Here is an 18,125-nt window from a genome sequence, read left to right on the forward strand (position 1 = left end):
GTTTCTTTCTCTATTACTTTCCACTATTATGGAAGAATAAACAAAAAGAGGGATAAATAGTAAAATCGATTGTGCAGGTTAGTCTAAATGCCTTACTAAATTCTCAGTAGAGCTTTTGCATCATAGCTTAATGTGCTCACAATGGGATGACACCAAAGGTAATGGCTGCGATTGTCATGATGATGGTTGTCCCAAACGCCCATTTAAACAGGAATTTTTGATGATCGGAAAAATCCACGCCAACAAGGCCAATCAATATGAAGGTTGCAGGAACCAACGGGGATAATGGGAACCCTGTGGTTGAATGACCTAGCAAAGCCGCCCTTCCTATTTCTGCAGGAGCAATGCCAAAGTTCAAGGCCGTTTCACTGATGATGGGCAGTATCCCAAAATAATAGGCATCAGGTGAAAAAATGAACCCCATTGGGATGCCCGTCAGCGCTACCACCAATGGCAAATGTGCCCCAAGCCAATCAGGGATGACGGTTACGATGGAAGCCGCCATTGAGTCCATCATCTTAGTTTCAGTGAATACGCCTGTAAAGATCCCTGCAGCGAAAATGAGTGTACAAATCATTACGAAACTATTTGCATGACTTAAAATCCTTTCCTGCTGTTCTTGCGGATTTGGGAAATTAACGAATAAAGCAATCGCAAACGCCGAGGCAAATAAGATTTGGATTGGCAGCACTTCCATCACCAAAAATGCCATCAATATAATCGTCAAGACCCAGTTAAACCAAAATAACCTGGCTTGTCTTAGGGAACTGGTTTCGACGGATGCAGCCTGCTCACTCACTCCCGGTGGCATGTCCGCCTCCAACGTACCAACTCCCCGCCTCTCCCTTTCCTTCTTACCTAAAATATACGCCGAAAAAAGTGTCCATAATAGTCCGCAAATCATAACCGGAATGAGCGGTATGAATAGATCCATTACTTCAACATGGAGGCTGGCTGCCGCTCTTACCAAGGGACCTCCCCAAGGTATCATATTCATGACACCCGCTCCTAAGCCGACGACACAGGCTAATACAAGCCTATTCATCCCTAGTTTCATATAAAGCGGCAGCAAGGCGGAAACGGTTATCATGAATGTGGAGGACCCGTCTCCATCCAAACCTACCAACATGGTAATAATGGCTGTTGCCATGACTACCTTAAGCGGATCGCCTTTTACAAAACTCAGTATTCTGGCAATCATGGGCTCGAATAAACCTACATCAATCATTAAACCGAAATATAAAATAGCAAAAACGATCATGACAGCCGTTGGTGCGACCTTTAAAATCCCTGCCGCCATCATATCTCCCATCTCGGATGCAAACCCGCCTATCACACCAAAAATGATTGCCGTGAAAATAAACGCGACGACTACGGATAGGCGTTTCGTGATAACTAAAACAAGGAACGTTAAAATCATGCAAAATCCTAAAATCGTTAACATACTACACCTCCTGTTTTTAACTGACTTTTCTGAAAATAATATATCACATTATACCATTTGCACTTTTATTAAATAACCATTTTTTAACAACAAAATCAAAATTGTTTATTAAATTAGTTAAATTCTGTATACTATTATTTAGGAACCCGAAGTATTTTTCGGAGGAAAGAAGTGTTGATTGTAAATGAAACAACATCAAATAGCTAAACGAAACCTGTCCATCATGTGGTTTGCCAACTTCTTCATCGGCGGCAGCATGACGATGGTTCTTCCTTTCATATCTTTATACATCGGTACATTCGGAGATTATTCGACCCAATATATCCAGCATTGGTCCGGTTGGACATTCGGAATCACTTTTGTGACTGCCTTTTTATTTTCTCCTGTTTGGGGACGGATAGGTGACCGTTATGGAAGAAAGAAAATCTTGATCGCCTGTGCCTTTGGTATGGGCCTGTCCATTTTCTTGATGGGATTTGTTGAAAATGTTTGGCAGCTATTCATCTTAAGGATGTTCATGGGGATATTCACCGGCTTCATTTCGATGTCACAGGCCTTCATATCAACCCAGACCCCAAAAGAAATTGCAGGGCGCGTTCTCGGAACACTGCAAACGGGAAATATAACTGGTTCACTGTTTGGACCATTGCTTGGTGGCATACTAGCAGACACACTAGGCTATTCAACGGCCTTTAAATTCACCTCAATCACCATTTTCATTTCTGGTCTGCTCGTTTTTGCAACCAAGGAATACCAAATGGAACGGCAAAAAGGAACAAAATCGAGCTATACCAGCAAAGAGGTTCTCACCCATATTGTCCGGAATCCCATCCTGGTGAATGTCATGCTCATTTCCACACTCGTTCAAGTTGCCCACTTTAGCATCCAGCCCATTCTTTCTTTATATGTTGCCGAGTTGCATGGTACCTCCAACCTTGGATTGTATTCCGGCATCGCTTTTTCTGCAGCAGGACTAGGAAATTTATTGATGGCCCGTCATTGGGGCAAGATAGGGGATAAGCATGGACATGTGAAGATTCTTGTGCTGCTTCTTTTTCTAACTGCACTTGTTTACTTGCCTGGTGCCTTCATCAATCATTTCTGGCAGCTTGTTTTTGTCCGATTCATTCTAGGAATAGCCATAGGCGGGATCATCCCCGTAAGGATTGCCTACATTCGCCAAGAAGCACCCGTTGCCATGCAGGGTGAAGTACTTGGTTACAATACGAGTCTACGCTTTTTAGGCAATATCATCGGACCGGCAATGGGCGGAATGATTGCTGGCTTCTATGGATTCTCAAGCGTTTTCATCACGACCAGCACCTTGCTTCTCATCGCCGGACTTGTCCTTTATTTCGCGATGAACCGAAATCCAGAATTGGCACGTTCCCATTAATACCACTATAAAGGCCTGTTTCCCATTTAAAGCGGGACCTTAAAGAAAGCTAGGCAACTTGAAGGAGATGCTGTCTGTATTTTGCAGGCGGCATCTTCTTTAGGTTTCACTACCCTCGATAAAGAGTTGATATAATTCTTTCTTCGCGTTTCACATCTTTAAAATCCAGTATGTAAAGTAACCTTATCAGATACTTCATAGGCAAAAATGCAGAAATTCTCTTTGAATCTGGGCGCCTTAGCCGTGAATTTAGTTACTTTACTCCTTAATGATCACTCATCAAATGCTTTCGTGAACTCACCTGTGAAAATGTTTAGTTATTCATATACGATCATCAGCTTCACCGGTTTTTGCAATCCTGAATAAATGATGATTCTTTCCTCAAATTACGTTCTCTCTTCACTCCTATTCATGGAAGCAACCCCTGCTTGCAAAAAAACAAGTTTCTATTGGCGAAATTGGATCAATCATCCAGAGAATACTCCCATTTAAATCCATCATTTTTTTGTTCCATTAGTGGAGCTTCTTACACCCCTTTGTTAATGTCCTTCTTAAGTCATTAGGTTTAATACGCTCAGAATAACCCTAGACCCTGATCCGGATTAATAATCAATAGATAGAAAGATATACTCATGCTATAATTTAGTGCGTGAAAAAATAATAACCATTTATAAAGCAAAAGGAGCGTTTCAGTGAATATATCTGCATACAAACAGGAATGGTTCGGCAACGTTCGCGGAGATGTTCTTTCGGGTATTGTCGTTGCCCTGGCATTGATTCCAGAGGCAATTGCGTTTTCGATCATTGCTGGTGTTGACCCAATGGTTGGTCTATACGCCTCATTCTGCATTGCCATCGTCATCTCTTTTGTCGGCGGTAGGCCGGGAATGATATCGGCTGCCACTGGAGCAATGGCACTTGTCATGGTCAATCTTGTTAAAGATCACGGCCTTGACTATTTACTTGCTGCAACCATATTGACTGGTTTGCTGCAAATTGTATTAGGTGTCCTTAAAATTGGGAAATTAATGAAATTTATCCCTAAGCCAGTAATGACTGGCTTTGTAAATTCTTTAGCCATTTTGATATTCACTGCACAGCTCACCCATTTCGTGGGTGAATCTTGGATCATGTATGTCATGACCGCCGTTTCATTAGCGATCATTTATCTTTTTCCGCTGATAACAAAGGCCATCCCTTCTCCGCTCGTTGCCATCGTTTTAATGACGATTGCCGCCATTTCCACCGGGGCGACGGTACGTACGGTTGGGGATATGGGGCAATTGACCGAAGCACTCCCGATATTCATGCTTCCAGACATCCCTTTGACCTTTGAAACACTGGCTATCATTTTCCCTTATTCAATAGCACTTGCATTTGTAGGGCTGCTTGAATCTTTATTGACGGCCCAAATAGTCGATGAGCTGACTGACACTTCTAGCAATAAAAATCAGGAAGCTAAAGGCCAGGGCATAGGCAATATCATAGCCGGATGTTTTGGAGGAATGGCTGGATGTGCAATGATCGGACAATCAGGAATCAACATCAAGTCAGGTGGCAGAGGCAGACTTTCCACATTTGTGGCTGGCGCTTTCCTTATGGTATTGATTGTTGCATTGAATGACGTCCTTATAAAAATACCCATGGCTGCACTTGTCGCTGTCATGATCATGGTTTCCATCGGCACATTTGACTGGTCTTCGTTAAAGAGGCTCAAGGTAGCTCCAAAGACGGATGCAGCCGTCATGATCGTGACGGTCATCATCGTCCTTTATACGCATGATTTGTCGAAAGGGGTTTTTGCCGGGGTGATATTGAGTATGATTTTCTTCTCGGCCAAGATATCCAAGGTGACAGTTGAAAAAAAGACAGACATAACGAATAAGAAAATGGTTTATGAGGTCCGAGGACAAGTCTTTTTCGCTTCGGTGCAAGACTTTGTTTCAAGATTCGATGTTAATGATGAAGCAGAGACGATCATCATTGATTTTTCCCGTTCCAAAATATGGGATACATCTGCAGTCGGAGCTGTCGATAAGGTAGTCCTTAAATACCATCATCAAGGCATAGCCGTCCATGTACAAGGCCTCGATCTGGAAAGCTCTATATTGCTTGATACTCTTGCCACTTCTAAAAGTAAAATACTCTGATGAAGGTTCTTTCTGCTGAATAGAAACTGTTCAAACCGACAAAATAAATAACAGGAAATATGTCGTTTTGGAAGGGAGCGAAAAAACATGATACCCGAGCAGGATTATACGGCAGCGAATCTGTCACCAGATTTATTGAATGAATTGAAAAGCTTTGAAAGTAAACTTGGCGAGGAAGCGAATAAAGAGCTCATTGTCATCGCTTATGAAAAAGAGAAGGAAGCCTTGAATTAAGCAAAAAAGACGCAAACATTATCACTCGTAATGTTTGCGTCTTTTTGTGTGCATGTAAAAAGGGAGCAAAAGCACCCTTTTTACATACTTATTTACTGAATACGTCCGTTAAGACTGGCACGATTTGTTTTTTACGCGATACAATACCTTCTAATACGGCAATGTTATTGTTTAATGAAACGTTATAGGCTTTTTCGACGGCATTCGCTGCGCTTCCAAGTGCCAAGGCTACGGAATCATTTGTCAGGATATCCGTAACGACGAATAGGAATAAATCCAATTCCTTCACAGTGATAACCGCTTCAATGGCCGCTTCCAATTCAGCTTGCTTAGCAAGAACTTCATTCGGGTCTACAGCATTGACCTGGGCGATCTCCACTTTAGCCAGTCCCATGCTGAATTCTTTAGCATCAAGCGTGATTAATTGGGTGATCGTTTTGTCGCTCAAATCAGCTCCTGCCTTCAGCATTTCCAATCCATAGGTTTCAGCGTTGACTCCGGCAATATCAGCCAGCTCCATAGCTGCTGCAACGTCTTGTTCCGTACAGGTCGGGGATTTGAACAATAAAGAATCGGAAATGATGGCAGATAACATAAGTCCTGCGATCGCTTTCGGGATTTCAATTCCATTTTCTTTATAGATTTTATTTAAAATAGTTGCCGTACAGCCAACTGGTTCAGCACGGTAATATAAAGGCTCGCTTGTTTCAAAGTTAGCGATGCGGTGATGGTCGATTACTTCGAGCACACGGACTTGGTCGATATCATCAGCACTTTGCTGGAATTCGTTGTGATCGACAAGGATTACGCCGTCCGCTTCTCCTGCCACTGTTTCGACAAGGCGAGGAGCTTCGAATTTGAATTGATCCAACGCATATTGAGTTTCACCATTCACTTCACCCAGACGAACGGGCTCAGCATTGATACCAAGTTGCTTTTTCAGGTCTGCATAAGCAATTGCTGAACAGATTGTGTCTGTATCCGGGTTTTTATGTCCAAAAACTAATACTTTTTCCAAGATTTTATCCCCTTTTTCATAAATATTTTTCCGGGAATCCCCTCATCGCATGAAGGGGAAGCCACCTTAACTCTACACTTTATTTTAACACAGAATTGGTTAATTTCAGTGCTTGAATTGCCACTTCCCGTAGAAAATCTTTCGTTCTTCTTCCCCCTAGCTTCACTTTGTCAATAGATAAGGGTTGGTTTTTCTCAAATATATTAGTTGAATTATCACCGCAGATGGCTTACGATAATATAAGCAGAAATACTAGATATTGATTATTAATTCAACACAAATAACTATATATAGAATATTTTATAATCCAAGGTGCCAGTGATGGCTGAAAAGGGAATCCGGTGTAAACCCGGAACTGTCCCCGCAACTGTGAATGTGACGAAATGAGGAACCACTGTATAGCTCTCTATACGGGAAGGACTCAAAAGTAGGATGATCATGAGTCAGGAGACCTGCCTTGAATTTTTCACGTTTCTTATTCTTCGGGGATTGAGATGATGAAACGATAGTATAACGCCTATTTTTTCATGGCTCCTTTATGCTGTCGTTTGATCCGCTCAACTCGTTGGGCGGTTTTTTTTATTACCGGAAGTTTACAAGGAGGAATATTAATGACTCAAACATATAACTCTACCATTAGCGAAAGTGACACTGAAACGAATTCCCTTCAGCTTGAGATGCTATCGAAGGAATTCGAGGGCCGCCTCGATATGGAGAAGTTCAAAAAGCGTTTTACGAAATGGCTTGATCGCAAAAGTGATTCATCCGACGAACAAGCTTCAAAAAAACTGATTCAGCTCGCTCTTGAAAGTGTGGACATCGATGCTCCTGATTGGACATTCGTTGCTTCGGCAGAGCTATTGAATACCATGTATCGGGATGCACAAGCCAATCGAGGCTATGAAGGCATGAGTTATGGCCCATTCTATGAACTGATAGAGAAGCTGTCGCAACTGCAAGAAGGTCAACGCTATCCAATTTATAAATCTGAACTGCTAGCTTCTTATACTAAAGCCGAAATCCAAGAACTGGGTTCCGTGATCGATCCTGAAAAAGATAAACTATTTTCTTACATAGGCATCTACTTACTAAACGATCGCTACCTGGCCCGCCCCAAAAAGGACAAGGTCTATGAACTGCCCCAAGAGCGCTTCATGATCATCGCAATGGAAATCATGCGCTTGGAAGAAACGGAGCATCGCCTGCAACTTATAAAAGAAGCTTACTGGGCCATGTCCAATCTTTATATGACCGTTGCCACCCCTACATTATCAAATGCCGGTAAAACGCATGGTCAATTAAGCTCTTGCTTTATCGACGCCATTGAAGATTCCATCGACGGCATCTATCTAGCTAACTACGATGCCGCAAAAGTATCTAAATTCGGCGGTGGTGTCGGCCTATACGTTGGGAAGATCCGCTCGCTTGGCTCCGATATCCGCGGCTTCTCGGGAAATAGTTCAGGCACGACTCCCTGGATACGACTATTCAACCAGACAGCCGTCAGTGTCGATCAATTAGGTCAGCGTAAAGGTGCGATAGCGATATACTTAGATGCTTGGCATAAAGATATTATGAGCTTTCTTGACTTAAAGACGCAGAACGGGGATGACAGATTAAAAGCCCATGATATTTTTACAGGCGTGTGCATTCCTGACTTGTTCATGGAGGCTGTACGCGACAGAAAAGAATGGTATCTTTTCGATCCTCATACCGTCAAGCAAACCCTTGGCTTCTCACTTGAAGATTTTTATGACGAGAAGAAAGGCGAAGGAAGCTTCAGGGATCATTATGCACTTGCTGTCGAGGCTGCAGAAAATGGTATGCTGCCAAACTATAGCTTTGAAAAAATTAATGCGATGGACATCATGAAAAGCATCATGATTTCTCAATTAGAAGAAGGCGTTCCATATATGTTCTATCGCGATGAAGTGAACCGGAAAAACTCGAATAAGCATAAAGGCATGATTTATTGCTCTAACCTTTGCACAGAGATTGCTCAAAACCTAAGTCCTTCGACGATCACGGATGAATACGAAACAGAAGATGGCGATGTCGTCGTCGTCCGTAAAAGCGGTGATTTCGTTGTCTGCAACCTTTCATCCATTAACTTGCCCCGTGCAGTTAGCAGCAATGTTTTGGAAAGATTGATTCCGATTCAGGTCCGCATGCTAGATAACGTCATTGATGTGAATAATCTTCCGGTCAAGCAGGCATCGATTTCGAATAAACGGTACCGGGCAATTGGTTTAGGAACGTTTGGATGGCATCATTTACTTGCCACAGAAAATATTTATTGGGAATCCGACGAGGCCGTTCACTATGCCGATGCTTTGTACGAAAAGATCGCTTATTTAACAATCAAGGCATCCAACGAGTTGGCAAAGGAAAAAGGATCATACCCATATTTTGAAGGATCGGATTGGCATACAGGTGAATATTTCGAGCTGCGTGACTATACGGATCAAAAATGGCTCGACTTAAAAGCAAACGTGCAGGAGCATGGAACTCGTAATGGTTATTTAATGGCCATTGCCCCTAATTCATCAACCGCTAAAATCGGTAATTCCACCGATGGAATCGATCCATTGTACGAAATCGAATTTTATGAAGAAAAGAAAAACTTCAAATTCAAGGTGACGGCACCGGGATTGACGCCCAATACGTATGAATATTATAAAAAGACGCGTTTTAATTTGGATCAACTGGAAAGCATTAGGCAAAATGCGGCCCGTCAACGGCATATTGACCAAGCGATCAGCTTTAATCTGTATGTTCACAACACGATCAAGGCGAAGGTTCTATTGGATATCCATTTAACGGCTTGGGAAAGCGGTTTGAAATCAACGTATTACGTTCGTTCGACTTCTTCCGAATATGACAATGCTTGCGAAAGCTGCTCAAGTTAACATTCAATCTAATCCAGTAATCTATTTTTAAAGGAGTTTTCACGAATGGCCAACCATATAAAAAAAATCCGGATGCTCGAACCTACGCATCCAACTAAAGCGACCGGTGTATTCAAAGGAGAAGCTTCAGGCTTTCTCCTTTGGAATGACATTCAGTATGAAAAATTCTATGATACTTACACACAGCTCATCAATAACTTTTGGAAGCCTTCGAGCGTCAACATGATTCAGGATAAAAAACAGTGGGGAGAAATGGATGAGGATATCCAGGATGCTTTTCTCGATATCTTGACGATGATTGCCGGTATGGACAGCCTGCAAACACCTACCTTGGTAGAGATCCTTCGATACATCAAGGACCCTGCGGCAAAGGCAATCCTGGCCAATATGGCCCAGCAGGAATCGATCCATAATGAATCTTATTCGTATATCCTTGCTTCCTTGATCCCGGTAGGCAAGCAAAAACAGCTTTTTGACCGCATTAAAGAGCATCCGGAAGTGATAAAGCGTAATCAGCCGATTGTGGATGCCTATCAAACATTCGTGGACGATCCAAGCCCTCAGCATCTTTTCGAGGCACTGATCCATTCAACAAACCTCGAGGGGATTTATTTCTACTTGGCATTCGCCTTTTATTATAATTTAGGAAGGCAAAACATCATGACCGGGTCTGCTACGATGATTTCGTACATCCATCGTGATGAAATGGTCCATTTCGATTTCATTGGCATGCTCATTCAAATTCTGATGTATGAATACCCTGAATTGAATAATGAAGAAAACAAGAAATTCATCTATACAACGATTGAAAAAGCCGTCGAGCTTGAAAAGGAATGGTCTGAATATATGCTTGAGGACATCCAAACGAAAGCTGATCTCGACTTGGAAGAATTCAATGAGTACATCGAATATATCGCCAACAAACGGCTGCGCATGCTAGGACTGGATAATCTATACAAAGAGTATGACGAAAACCCGATGCCATGGATCAAAACATTCGATGATGAATCCATCGGCCTTACGAAAACCGATTTCTTCGAGCAGAAGTCCAGGACATATAGCCAAGTAAATGCCAGCAATGGGTTCGATGAGCTATAGGATTGCCATTGTCTATCATTCTGCTGGCGGCAATACAAAAGCGCTTGCTGAAGCCATCGCTTCCCTACTACCTGAAGCTGACCTATATCGGATGAATGAATTCGATATAGTAACCTTGCCGGATTACGATGCCTTGATCGTCGGCACCTATACATGGGGAAATGGCGAGCTTCCGGCTAAATCGGCCGCCCTTTATGAACAACTCGAACAGCTCCCGATTGCTTCCCTAAAAACAGGGGTCTTTGGAACTGGCGAAACGAACTACAATCATTTTTGTGGGGCGGTCGATCATTTTCGGGACATGTTATTTGCCAAGAGCCAGTTATTGGTTACATTGAAGATAGAACAAATGTATCAAGAATCGGACTTGCTCAGATTACGAAAGTTCGCCTCATTATTCCTAAATTGAATGAAAGGGGACATGCGTTTTGCATGCCCCCTTTCATTTGGTAATACTTAGGGCAATCTCATGTATAATGAAAGGAAAAAGGAGATTTTATGGCTGCCAATATTGTTCAGTTTTTGCCGATCGTTTTTATGCTAATTTTGGTTGTATTCGTTATATTCATCGTGTTTTACCTGTCCGGACATTTTAATCTCCAAACGAATTGAAGAAAAACTGGATAAAGTATTAAAGGAAATGTCGAGGAATAAAGAAGATTGAACATGGAAAAAAAATAAAAAGACTCCAGTATCGGAGTCTTTTTTATAGGCGTTCAATTATTTTTGAACGTTAGCTGCTTGTGGTCCACGAGCGCCTTGCTCGATTTCGAAGGAAACTTCTTGGCCTTCTTCAAGAGTTTTGAAGCCTTCGCCTTGGATAGCTGAGAAATGTACGAATACATCGTCTTGGCCTTCAACTTCGATGAAACCGAATCCTTTTTCTGCGTTAAACCATTTTACTTTACCTTGTACCATGATAGTTCCTCCTGTGTTTGGAAAAATCCATTTTATTACTATTTTTGGTTCTGGATATGTTTCAATAGGAATCCTATAACAGTAAATCCATCTATCAAACTTATTCCGAACAAACAAAAATAATTACCCATATTATATCATGGAAATTCCTAAAAAAACAAGATTATCGCCGTAATTCAAGCGACAAATTATCCTAATTTTCTACATTTTTCGCTTCCTGCTTTGACGGAAGCCTTCGTCGAGCAAGTAGCGCTCTGCCTCGATCGGGCTCTCAAAACACTCCTCTAAATTCGAACCAGAGTACACGTTCCAGAGTTGATCTTCCCTAATAAGCGTAAGCTCCTGTTTGTCCTTGCCAATCCATGTTCCTTCAAGCCTAGCGAACTCGTTTTCTTCTTCTGGGATTTCAACCGCAGGTTCAGAAAGGTAGTCCATGCTTTTCTGGATCAACTCTTTTAATTCCGCTTCATCATAGTCACGTATATTGATAAACCCTTTACGGTCTGTGTCTTTTTTTCTCATATGTCCTGCGTAAACGAAACCATTTCCATTGGGATGCAAGTGCTGAACGACAATCTTTTTCTCCTGGACGCTTTCTGGATAATGGAAGTTCACACGCCCCAATGAAACGTCTTTTCGCTGTAATTCCGGGAAAGTTTCGATAATGCTTAATTTTTCTTCAAATGTTAACAAATTTCTTCCTCATTTCATTAGTTCATCTTGTTTGTCGATTATAACACAGACTGATAAGAAACAATAATCTCCCTCCAGGTAAGCGTAAGCGGGAACTTTAATTCCGGATACTGACAGCCTCTTTCTAGTTAAGCTTAGGAAAAATTCGTCTCATTTAATGTACGTCACGACAAAAAGCATAATGAAGGAAATGACAATGATCATGGCTACCCACAGCCAAGCTAATATCATATTCCCGGAATCCATGGCGATATATATCGCGGTAGGAATCGTTTGTGTCTGTCCGGGGATGTTTCCGGCAAACATCAACGTCGCCCCGAATTCCCCCAATGCTCGTGCAGAACTCAATATCATTCCTGTAACGATCGATCTGACCGTCATGGGAAGTGTCACGAACAGGAACAACGTCAACTGCCCTGCCCCGTCAACCATTGCTGCATGTTCAATTTCTTCATCTATACCTTCAAACCCTGTTTTTGCGGATTGGTACATAAGTGGAAAAGCAACCACCGAAGAGGCAATGACCGCCGCCCACCACGTGAACATTAAAGGCTGATTGAAGATGGTTTCAATGAATTTGCCTGGGAGTCCATTTTTGCCAAAGACGACGATCAGTAAAAAACCAACGACAGAGGGCGGCAAAACAAGCGGAAGTAAAAATACGGTTTCCAGCAGGACCTTCCCCCTGAACTTCTTTCTAGCCATGATTCGAGCCAGGATAATCCCTAAAATGAAAACAAGGATACCAGAGAGACCCGTCACCTGTATCGATAGCTGAACAGGTGACCAAAATTCCTTTGTCATGCTTCTATCCACGCTTTGATATCAATGATTAACAGCTTATGTAAGTCCTTATACGCCATTCCCGACCATTCGGAATTCTGTTCTGTAAGAGCAGATTTCATTTCAAGTTCTCCCTTTCTTTTTGAAATAACTTTTAAGTTTATTTTCCTTGACATCTTACTGACACATAGGAACGTTAAAGTAAGAGTATCACAAATACAAAAATAATTTTTAACCAATACACTTTGAAACCTTGAAGGAGTCGATTTTATATGGTAACAATTTATACTACTCCAAGCAGTTTAGCCTGTCGTAAAGCAAAAGCTTGGCTTAAGAAAAACGAAATTTCCTACAATGAACGCAACCTATATTCTCAACCTCTTTCTATAGAAGAAATTAAAGAGATTTTACGTAAGACGGAGGGCGGAACAGATGAAATCATTTCGACCCGGTCCAAAAAATTCAAAAGCTTGAATATCGATATAAATAATACTCCACTAAATGATCTTTGCAAGCTCATTCAAGATAACCCGGATTTACTTCGCCGTCCGATCATCTTCGACCATAAGAACCTGCACGCAGGTTATAACGAAGAAGAAATGGGGCGCTTCCTCCCAAGGAAGGTCAGACATGTACAATTATGGAGGGCAATCAGCCAGCTGGCATAAGCAACACACCACAACCATAACTTAACTAAAAGGGTTGTCCATTGAATTGGACAACCCTTTTTTATCCTTGATCCGCCTTCTCAAGGATGATCGTAAAGGTGGTACCCAGTTGGTTGCTATCCTTCAGTATGAGATCACCTTTTTGTGCCTTGGCTAACATCTTACTGAATGGCAGTCCCAAGCCTAAACCACGCACCTTCAACTTTTTGTTTTCACCTCGGTAAAAAGGTTCAAACACATACTGCTGTTCATGTTCCGGGATTCCTCGACCACTATCCTGTACATCCATACAAATTCGGTTGTCATCTTTTTCATAAAGGTCTATCGTTATTTTTCCGTTGCCATCAAGTGCATGTCTCGCATTATTCAAAAGGTTAATGACGATCTGCTGCATTCGTAATGAATCTATTTGACCAAAGAGAGGTTCATCAGGAACTTTTATATCAAGCGAGAAGGCCTGCTCATCATCCTGAGTCACCTTCCAGCGATAGGCGATTTCCTGAACGAATATATTTATGTTTTCTTTTTGCACCCGAATTTTAAATGCGCCTGCCGAGATGGCATTATAATTAAGCAAATCTTCAATCATACCTTGGAGGCGTTGGGTTTCCTTTAAGGAAATATCCAAGAACTCCTTACTCTGCTCTCCCGTGACGACGTCATCCTTAACCGCTTGTATAAGCCCGCTGATGGAGGTGACCGGGGTTTTTAAATCATGGGTTACACCTGCAAGCAATTCTGCCCGCAACTTCTCCATCACCTTCAATCGATTCGTCATTTCCCTGAAAGATTTTATGAGTTCATAGATTTCTTCTTCCTTGATTTCCTCTTCCTCTTTGAAGTGGATATCATAGTTGCCTTCACGGACTTGGACGGCTGCGTTCGCTACATCTTGGATAGGTCTTGAAATCTGCCGCGAAAGATAATAAATGACTCCCGTCCCCAAAATTAACAACCCCCCAATCATGATTGCCAATAAGCCATGATCTTGGTTAATTTCCTTTAAAGCTCCTTCTTCCTGGGCAATGACCACCCAACCTCTCGTTTCATCATCAAAGGTGATCGGAGATTTGACGACATACACTTTATTGTCGGAAATCTTGACCTTCTGAATAAGTTCCCTGTTTTTCATGATGACGTCAGGAAGTTTATTTTCATCTGGATCGATATACAATTGAGGCATCGTATAAATGATGCTGCCATCAGGGTCGACGATATAGATGATTGGCTGCTGGTTCAAGTGAAGGATTTTCTCCCTTTCCTCAACAATCTCCGAAAGGACCGGACCCACGACGATTTGGCCATTTTCCTTTATCGCCCTGTCGGATGTTTCATCAGCTAAATACTTAAGGAGGCTAAGCCTATATTCCAATGCTGTTTTTTCCATCCACCACAAGGAAAAAACAGACAATAATATCAAACCTGAAATCAAGGTCAATACGTATCTTTTCGTCCAATAGCGTTGTAAAGTCGTTCTTTTTTTAGTTTTCATAGACACTTAATTGATACCCCAATCCACGCAACGTTTTGATTTCCCCCTCCGTTGCAGGCCATGCATCGATGGCTTTTCTGATTCGTTTGATCGCAAGGTCGACGGCACGGTCACTGCCATCATAATCCATCCCCCATACTTGATCGAGCAACTGCTCTCTCGTGAAGATTTGATTGGGATGTTTAGCGAAAAAAATGAGTAGCGACAAATCACGTGGCGTCAAGTTTATCTCTTCCTGATTCAATTGCACCGTATAAGACTGATCATCGATGGTTAAACTCCCAAATTCATGTACATGCTGGACATGTCCAGCATCCTCTGCGACCATATGCGATCTTCTTAAAACGGCATGCACCCGTGCAACTACTTCCTCTGCTACAAAGGGCTTGGAGATATAATCATCCGCACCTGACTTGAATCCTGATAATCGGTAATCAACATCGTTAAGTGCCGTCAACATGATAACCGGGCATGTATCATCCTCGCGAATTTCCTTCAATATATCCCAGCCTTCCTTTCCTGGCAGCATGACATCAAGCAGAACAAGATCTGGATCACTTTCCTCAAAAACCGGTATCGCCTTAAGCCCATCGTACACCTGGATCACAGTAAAGCCTTCACGCTCTAAATATGCTTTCAACACCATTGAAATGGATATTTCATCTTCTACAATCAGAATTTTCTTCACTTAAGGATTCCTCCTTCCTGAATTATAGTGGAATCGTTTTATTTATAGTAACGATTGCGCTTTTTTCCTCCATCCTATCCTTTTAATGTGTCAGGAATATGTTCGTGGCAAAATTTATTGAATAAACACAAATCGTACAAGGTGACTCCATGTCCCATTACTTAAGACAACTTTAAGAGACCGGCTCAGGTTAGAGCCAGCCACCCGTTTAATTGCAAGTCTCGTGTGGATTCGGACAGCCCGCTTCCTGCCTTTCCACTTGTATCGTGCTATGTTCAATTCCAAACTGATCGTGAAGCAGCTTTTGCGCTTCCGCTAAAACTGTATCGTGATTGCCGCTCTTATCTATGACAACATGACAGCTCATTGTCAAAAAACCCGAGGTAATCGTCCAAATATGGAGGTCATGGACATTTGTTACACTGCCCAATCCAAGCAAGGATGTTTTTACATCATCAACATCAACTTGATAGGGTGTACCCTCCATCAAAATATGGAAGGAATCCCTCACTACCCGACAACCGCTAATAATAATTAAAAATGCAACGATGATGCTGGCAATCGGATCTGCCACTCCCCAATCGAATAAATATATCAACAGTGCAGCAGCGATGGCGCCGACAGATCCAAGCATATCACCAATCACATGTAAAAAGGCACTTCGTACATTTAAATTATCTTCTTTATCCCCGCTCATCAAAATCCATGCGGCAATGACGTTAACGAGTAAACCAATAATTGAAATCATCAGCATTCCCAGGCTTTGCACCTCAGGTGGATTCACGAACCTCTTGATCGCCTCCACAAAAATGAATACGGAAATCACGATCAGGGTCAATCCATTTAAGCAGGCAGCGATGATTTCAAACCGTTTATATCCATATGATTTGGATGATGTCGCTTTTCTCTCACCAAGCCTTATGGCTGTATAACTCAGCCCTAAAGCTGCGGCATCGCTAAGCATGTGACCTGCATCCGACAATAATGCCAGACTATTTGTCAGGAATCCGCCAATAACCTCCACTACCATAAATGTGGAGATCAATATGAAGGATGCCAACAATGCTTTTTTATTATTTGAATGATGATGGTGGTGACCGTGCCCATGCTCATGAGAGTGCCCATGATGTTGTCCCATCCCATCCCTCCTCCCGGATTTAAAACTTATATATAGTATGGGATAAATTCAGAAGTGTTTCAAATGATTACTTTGCCTCCAACCGTTCAAAAGTTAAAAATAAACGCTACAGACATTTCCTGCAGCGTTGTCTACCCATTTATTCTTCCTCTTTCATCGTATCATCGACTATGGCATACAAATCTTTATTGAACAATTCATTATTGCAGACAAGACTATGCTGTTCCATCTCTTCTTGCTCTGAATTTCTTACCGATCCTTTTTCCTTCATGACCTACCTCCAGCATAACAATGTTTTGCCTATTATCGTATCCACAGGCATGTACCTTTATGCTTTAACAATTGCCCCTATCCGATGGTAATGCTTAAAGGCATCACACCTTCTGCCCTCCATGGAAGGCTTGAATAATGAAGTCTCGCTCTGGAACTTGCATGCTTTTATATGACAACAGGAACGATGAATTATCATAGGAAACCTTTTCAAGATCTATCTGAATCCCTGTTTTTTCAATCGTGACAATCGCGTACGGAGCCATTGGTTCAACCGTACAGCCTAGCGATCCTGGATTGAGGAATATTGTACGATCATTTTTGAAATGATGTGTAGGGTGATGATGTCCAAATCCGATTAGTTCGTGATGTTGATCTTTAAAAAGTTTTTCTAAATTGTGTAATGAGGGTTCAACGATTTTACTAAATGGGTTCTTACTTATATGCTCAGCCATGTTATTAGATTCCATGTGATAATGAGTGAGGTAAACGGAGTGATCATGAATGATATGCTCAATTGTGCGGGGCAACTCTTCAAGCTTGGTTATGAAATTTGGATGCATTCTTTTCGCTATCCACTCATGATGCTCCCTGACATGAATGTGTCCGTCAGGATGTGGCTCCCCTTTAATGATGGCCAGCACAGCTTCATCGTGATTTCCAGTGAGCATCGATAGATCGTTCCTTGAAAATAAAAGCTCAAGGACTTCATTTGTATCCGGGCCAATGCCCACCATATCCCCTAAGCAATAGATATGATCTATTTCATCCATTTGATCTATTTCATTAAGGACGGCATTCAACGCCGAGGCATTCCCGTGGACATCCGTAATAATCGCAACTTTCATAACTAATGTCATCCCCTTCCCCCATCATCCGTATGGTATATTATAACATTTAAACCGGAATCAAAAAAATATTCGGGCTTATTTCCCCTGATCTGCACACGCCCATTTTTAAAGAATCAGCAAACACTTCGGCCTAGAATACATAGTATGAAGTATTCCCGGTGAAGATGTTTTGCTAGGTATGTAAGTTATAAAATGTATGAGGAGGAAATTAAATGGGTGGAAATGGTAATGATTGTGGCGGCTACGGCGGCTTCGATAACGGATTTGCTTTACTGATCGTATTATTCATTTTGTTAATCATCATTGGATGCAGTTGGGGATTCGGTGGCGGTGGCAGCGGCGGCGGCTACGGTGGCTTCTGCTAATTAAACATAA

At 42.0% G+C, this 18,125-nt stretch carries 18 protein-coding genes and 1 riboswitch; of the genes, 8 read left to right on the forward strand and 10 right to left on the reverse strand.

Features of this window, described 5'->3' with window-relative positions; translation table 11 throughout:
- Positions 1 to 136: 136 nt before the first annotated feature.
- Complete coding sequence (locus ASU00_RS06260; protein WP_057912574.1) at positions 137 to 1,444, reverse strand: CitMHS family transporter; 1,308 nt, start codon at positions 1,442 to 1,444, stop codon at positions 137 to 139.
- Between the two features lie 184 nt (positions 1,445 to 1,628).
- Between ASU00_RS06260 and ASU00_RS06265 the strand changes: the two genes are divergently transcribed.
- From ASU00_RS06265 to ASU00_RS25345, 3 genes are all read left to right on the forward strand, one after another.
- Positions 1,629 to 2,840, forward strand: coding sequence for an MFS transporter (locus ASU00_RS06265; RefSeq protein WP_057912575.1), 1,212 nt, complete (start codon positions 1,629 to 1,631; stop codon positions 2,838 to 2,840).
- Positions 2,841 to 3,532: 692 nt separating this feature from the next.
- Entirely contained in the window at positions 3,533 to 4,990 is a 1,458-nt protein-coding gene (locus ASU00_RS06270) for a SulP family inorganic anion transporter (protein WP_057912576.1), read from the forward strand.
- A gap of 87 nt (positions 4,991 to 5,077) precedes the next feature.
- Positions 5,078 to 5,224 carry a hypothetical protein gene (locus ASU00_RS25345; RefSeq protein ID WP_161809706.1) on the forward strand — a complete coding sequence of 49 codons (147 nt, stop codon included), beginning with the start codon at positions 5,078 to 5,080 and terminating at the stop codon, positions 5,222 to 5,224.
- Between the two features lie 88 nt (positions 5,225 to 5,312).
- On the opposite strand, the gene ASU00_RS06275 is transcribed toward ASU00_RS25345, so the two are convergent.
- Positions 5,313 to 6,242, reverse strand: coding sequence for a manganese-dependent inorganic pyrophosphatase (locus ASU00_RS06275; protein ID WP_057912577.1), 930 nt, complete (start codon positions 6,240 to 6,242; stop codon positions 5,313 to 5,315).
- A gap of 293 nt (positions 6,243 to 6,535) precedes the next feature.
- Positions 6,536 to 6,716, forward strand: a riboswitch (cobalamin riboswitch).
- Between the two features lie 137 nt (positions 6,717 to 6,853).
- Between ASU00_RS06275 and ASU00_RS06280 the strand changes: the two genes are divergently transcribed.
- Genes ASU00_RS06280 through ASU00_RS06290 form a run of 3 tightly spaced genes read left to right on the forward strand, consistent with a single transcriptional unit; the run spans position 6,854 to position 10,658 of the window.
- Positions 6,854 to 9,151, forward strand: coding sequence for a ribonucleoside-diphosphate reductase subunit alpha (locus tag ASU00_RS06280; protein ID WP_082630173.1), 2,298 nt, complete (start codon positions 6,854 to 6,856; stop codon positions 9,149 to 9,151).
- Between the two features lie 45 nt (positions 9,152 to 9,196).
- A complete protein-coding gene (locus ASU00_RS06285; RefSeq protein ID WP_057912578.1) occupies positions 9,197 to 10,249 on the forward strand; it encodes a ribonucleotide-diphosphate reductase subunit beta in 1,053 nt (350 codons plus the stop codon).
- A complete protein-coding gene (locus ASU00_RS06290; protein WP_057912579.1) occupies positions 10,239 to 10,658 on the forward strand; it encodes a flavodoxin domain-containing protein in 420 nt (139 codons plus the stop codon). Before ASU00_RS06285 ends, ASU00_RS06290 begins: the two co-directional genes overlap by 11 nt.
- 311 nt (positions 10,659 to 10,969) lie before the next feature.
- Here ASU00_RS06290 and ASU00_RS06295 read toward each other — a convergent pair whose 3' ends face one another.
- The 3 genes from ASU00_RS06295 to modB form a co-directional block, all read right to left on the reverse strand.
- Positions 10,970 to 11,167 carry a cold-shock protein gene (locus ASU00_RS06295; RefSeq protein WP_028393295.1) on the reverse strand — a complete coding sequence of 66 codons (198 nt, stop codon included), beginning with the start codon at positions 11,165 to 11,167 and terminating at the stop codon, positions 10,970 to 10,972.
- 201 nt (positions 11,168 to 11,368) lie between these two features.
- Positions 11,369 to 11,860, reverse strand: a complete 492-nt coding sequence (locus ASU00_RS06300) for a hypothetical protein (protein WP_057912580.1) — start codon at positions 11,858 to 11,860, stop codon at positions 11,369 to 11,371.
- 150 nt (positions 11,861 to 12,010) lie between these two features.
- Positions 12,011 to 12,664 carry a molybdate ABC transporter permease subunit gene (gene modB / locus ASU00_RS06305; RefSeq protein ID WP_057912581.1) on the reverse strand — a complete coding sequence of 218 codons (654 nt, stop codon included), beginning with the start codon at positions 12,662 to 12,664 and terminating at the stop codon, positions 12,011 to 12,013.
- A gap of 251 nt (positions 12,665 to 12,915) precedes the next feature.
- On the opposite strand from modB, the gene spx reads away from it, so the two are divergent.
- A complete protein-coding gene (spx, locus tag ASU00_RS06310) occupies positions 12,916 to 13,311 on the forward strand; it encodes a transcriptional regulator Spx (RefSeq protein WP_057912582.1) in 396 nt (131 codons plus the stop codon).
- Positions 13,312 to 13,372: 61 nt separating this feature from the next.
- Here spx and ASU00_RS06315 read toward each other — a convergent pair whose 3' ends face one another.
- The 5 genes from ASU00_RS06315 to ASU00_RS06330 form a co-directional block, all read right to left on the reverse strand.
- Complete coding sequence (locus tag ASU00_RS06315) at positions 13,373 to 14,803, reverse strand: HAMP domain-containing sensor histidine kinase (RefSeq protein ID WP_236712615.1); 1,431 nt, start codon at positions 14,801 to 14,803, stop codon at positions 13,373 to 13,375.
- Entirely contained in the window at positions 14,793 to 15,491 is a 699-nt protein-coding gene (locus ASU00_RS06320; protein WP_057912584.1) for a response regulator transcription factor, read from the reverse strand. The genes ASU00_RS06315 and ASU00_RS06320 overlap by 11 nt, the downstream gene beginning before the upstream one ends.
- A 208-nt stretch (positions 15,492 to 15,699) precedes the next feature.
- Positions 15,700 to 16,629, reverse strand: a complete 930-nt coding sequence (locus ASU00_RS06325) for a cation diffusion facilitator family transporter (RefSeq protein WP_057912585.1) — start codon at positions 16,627 to 16,629, stop codon at positions 15,700 to 15,702.
- Between the two features lie 139 nt (positions 16,630 to 16,768).
- A complete protein-coding gene (locus ASU00_RS26630) occupies positions 16,769 to 16,900 on the reverse strand; it encodes a hypothetical protein (RefSeq protein WP_269085307.1) in 132 nt (43 codons plus the stop codon).
- Between the two features lie 103 nt (positions 16,901 to 17,003).
- Entirely contained in the window at positions 17,004 to 17,759 is a 756-nt protein-coding gene (locus ASU00_RS06330) for a metallophosphoesterase family protein (RefSeq protein WP_236712597.1), read from the reverse strand.
- A 203-nt stretch (positions 17,760 to 17,962) separates the two neighbouring features.
- Between ASU00_RS06330 and ASU00_RS24375 the strand changes: the two genes are divergently transcribed.
- Positions 17,963 to 18,115 (forward strand): YjcZ family sporulation protein, encoded by a 153-nt coding sequence (locus ASU00_RS24375; protein ID WP_082630174.1) that lies wholly within the window; start codon positions 17,963 to 17,965, stop codon positions 18,113 to 18,115.
- The last annotated feature ends 10 nt before the right edge of the window (positions 18,116 to 18,125 follow it).

Source organism: Peribacillus muralis, from assembly GCF_001439925.1.
In the GTDB taxonomy this organism is placed as follows: Bacteria; Bacillota; Bacilli; order Bacillales; family DSM-1321; genus Peribacillus; species Peribacillus muralis.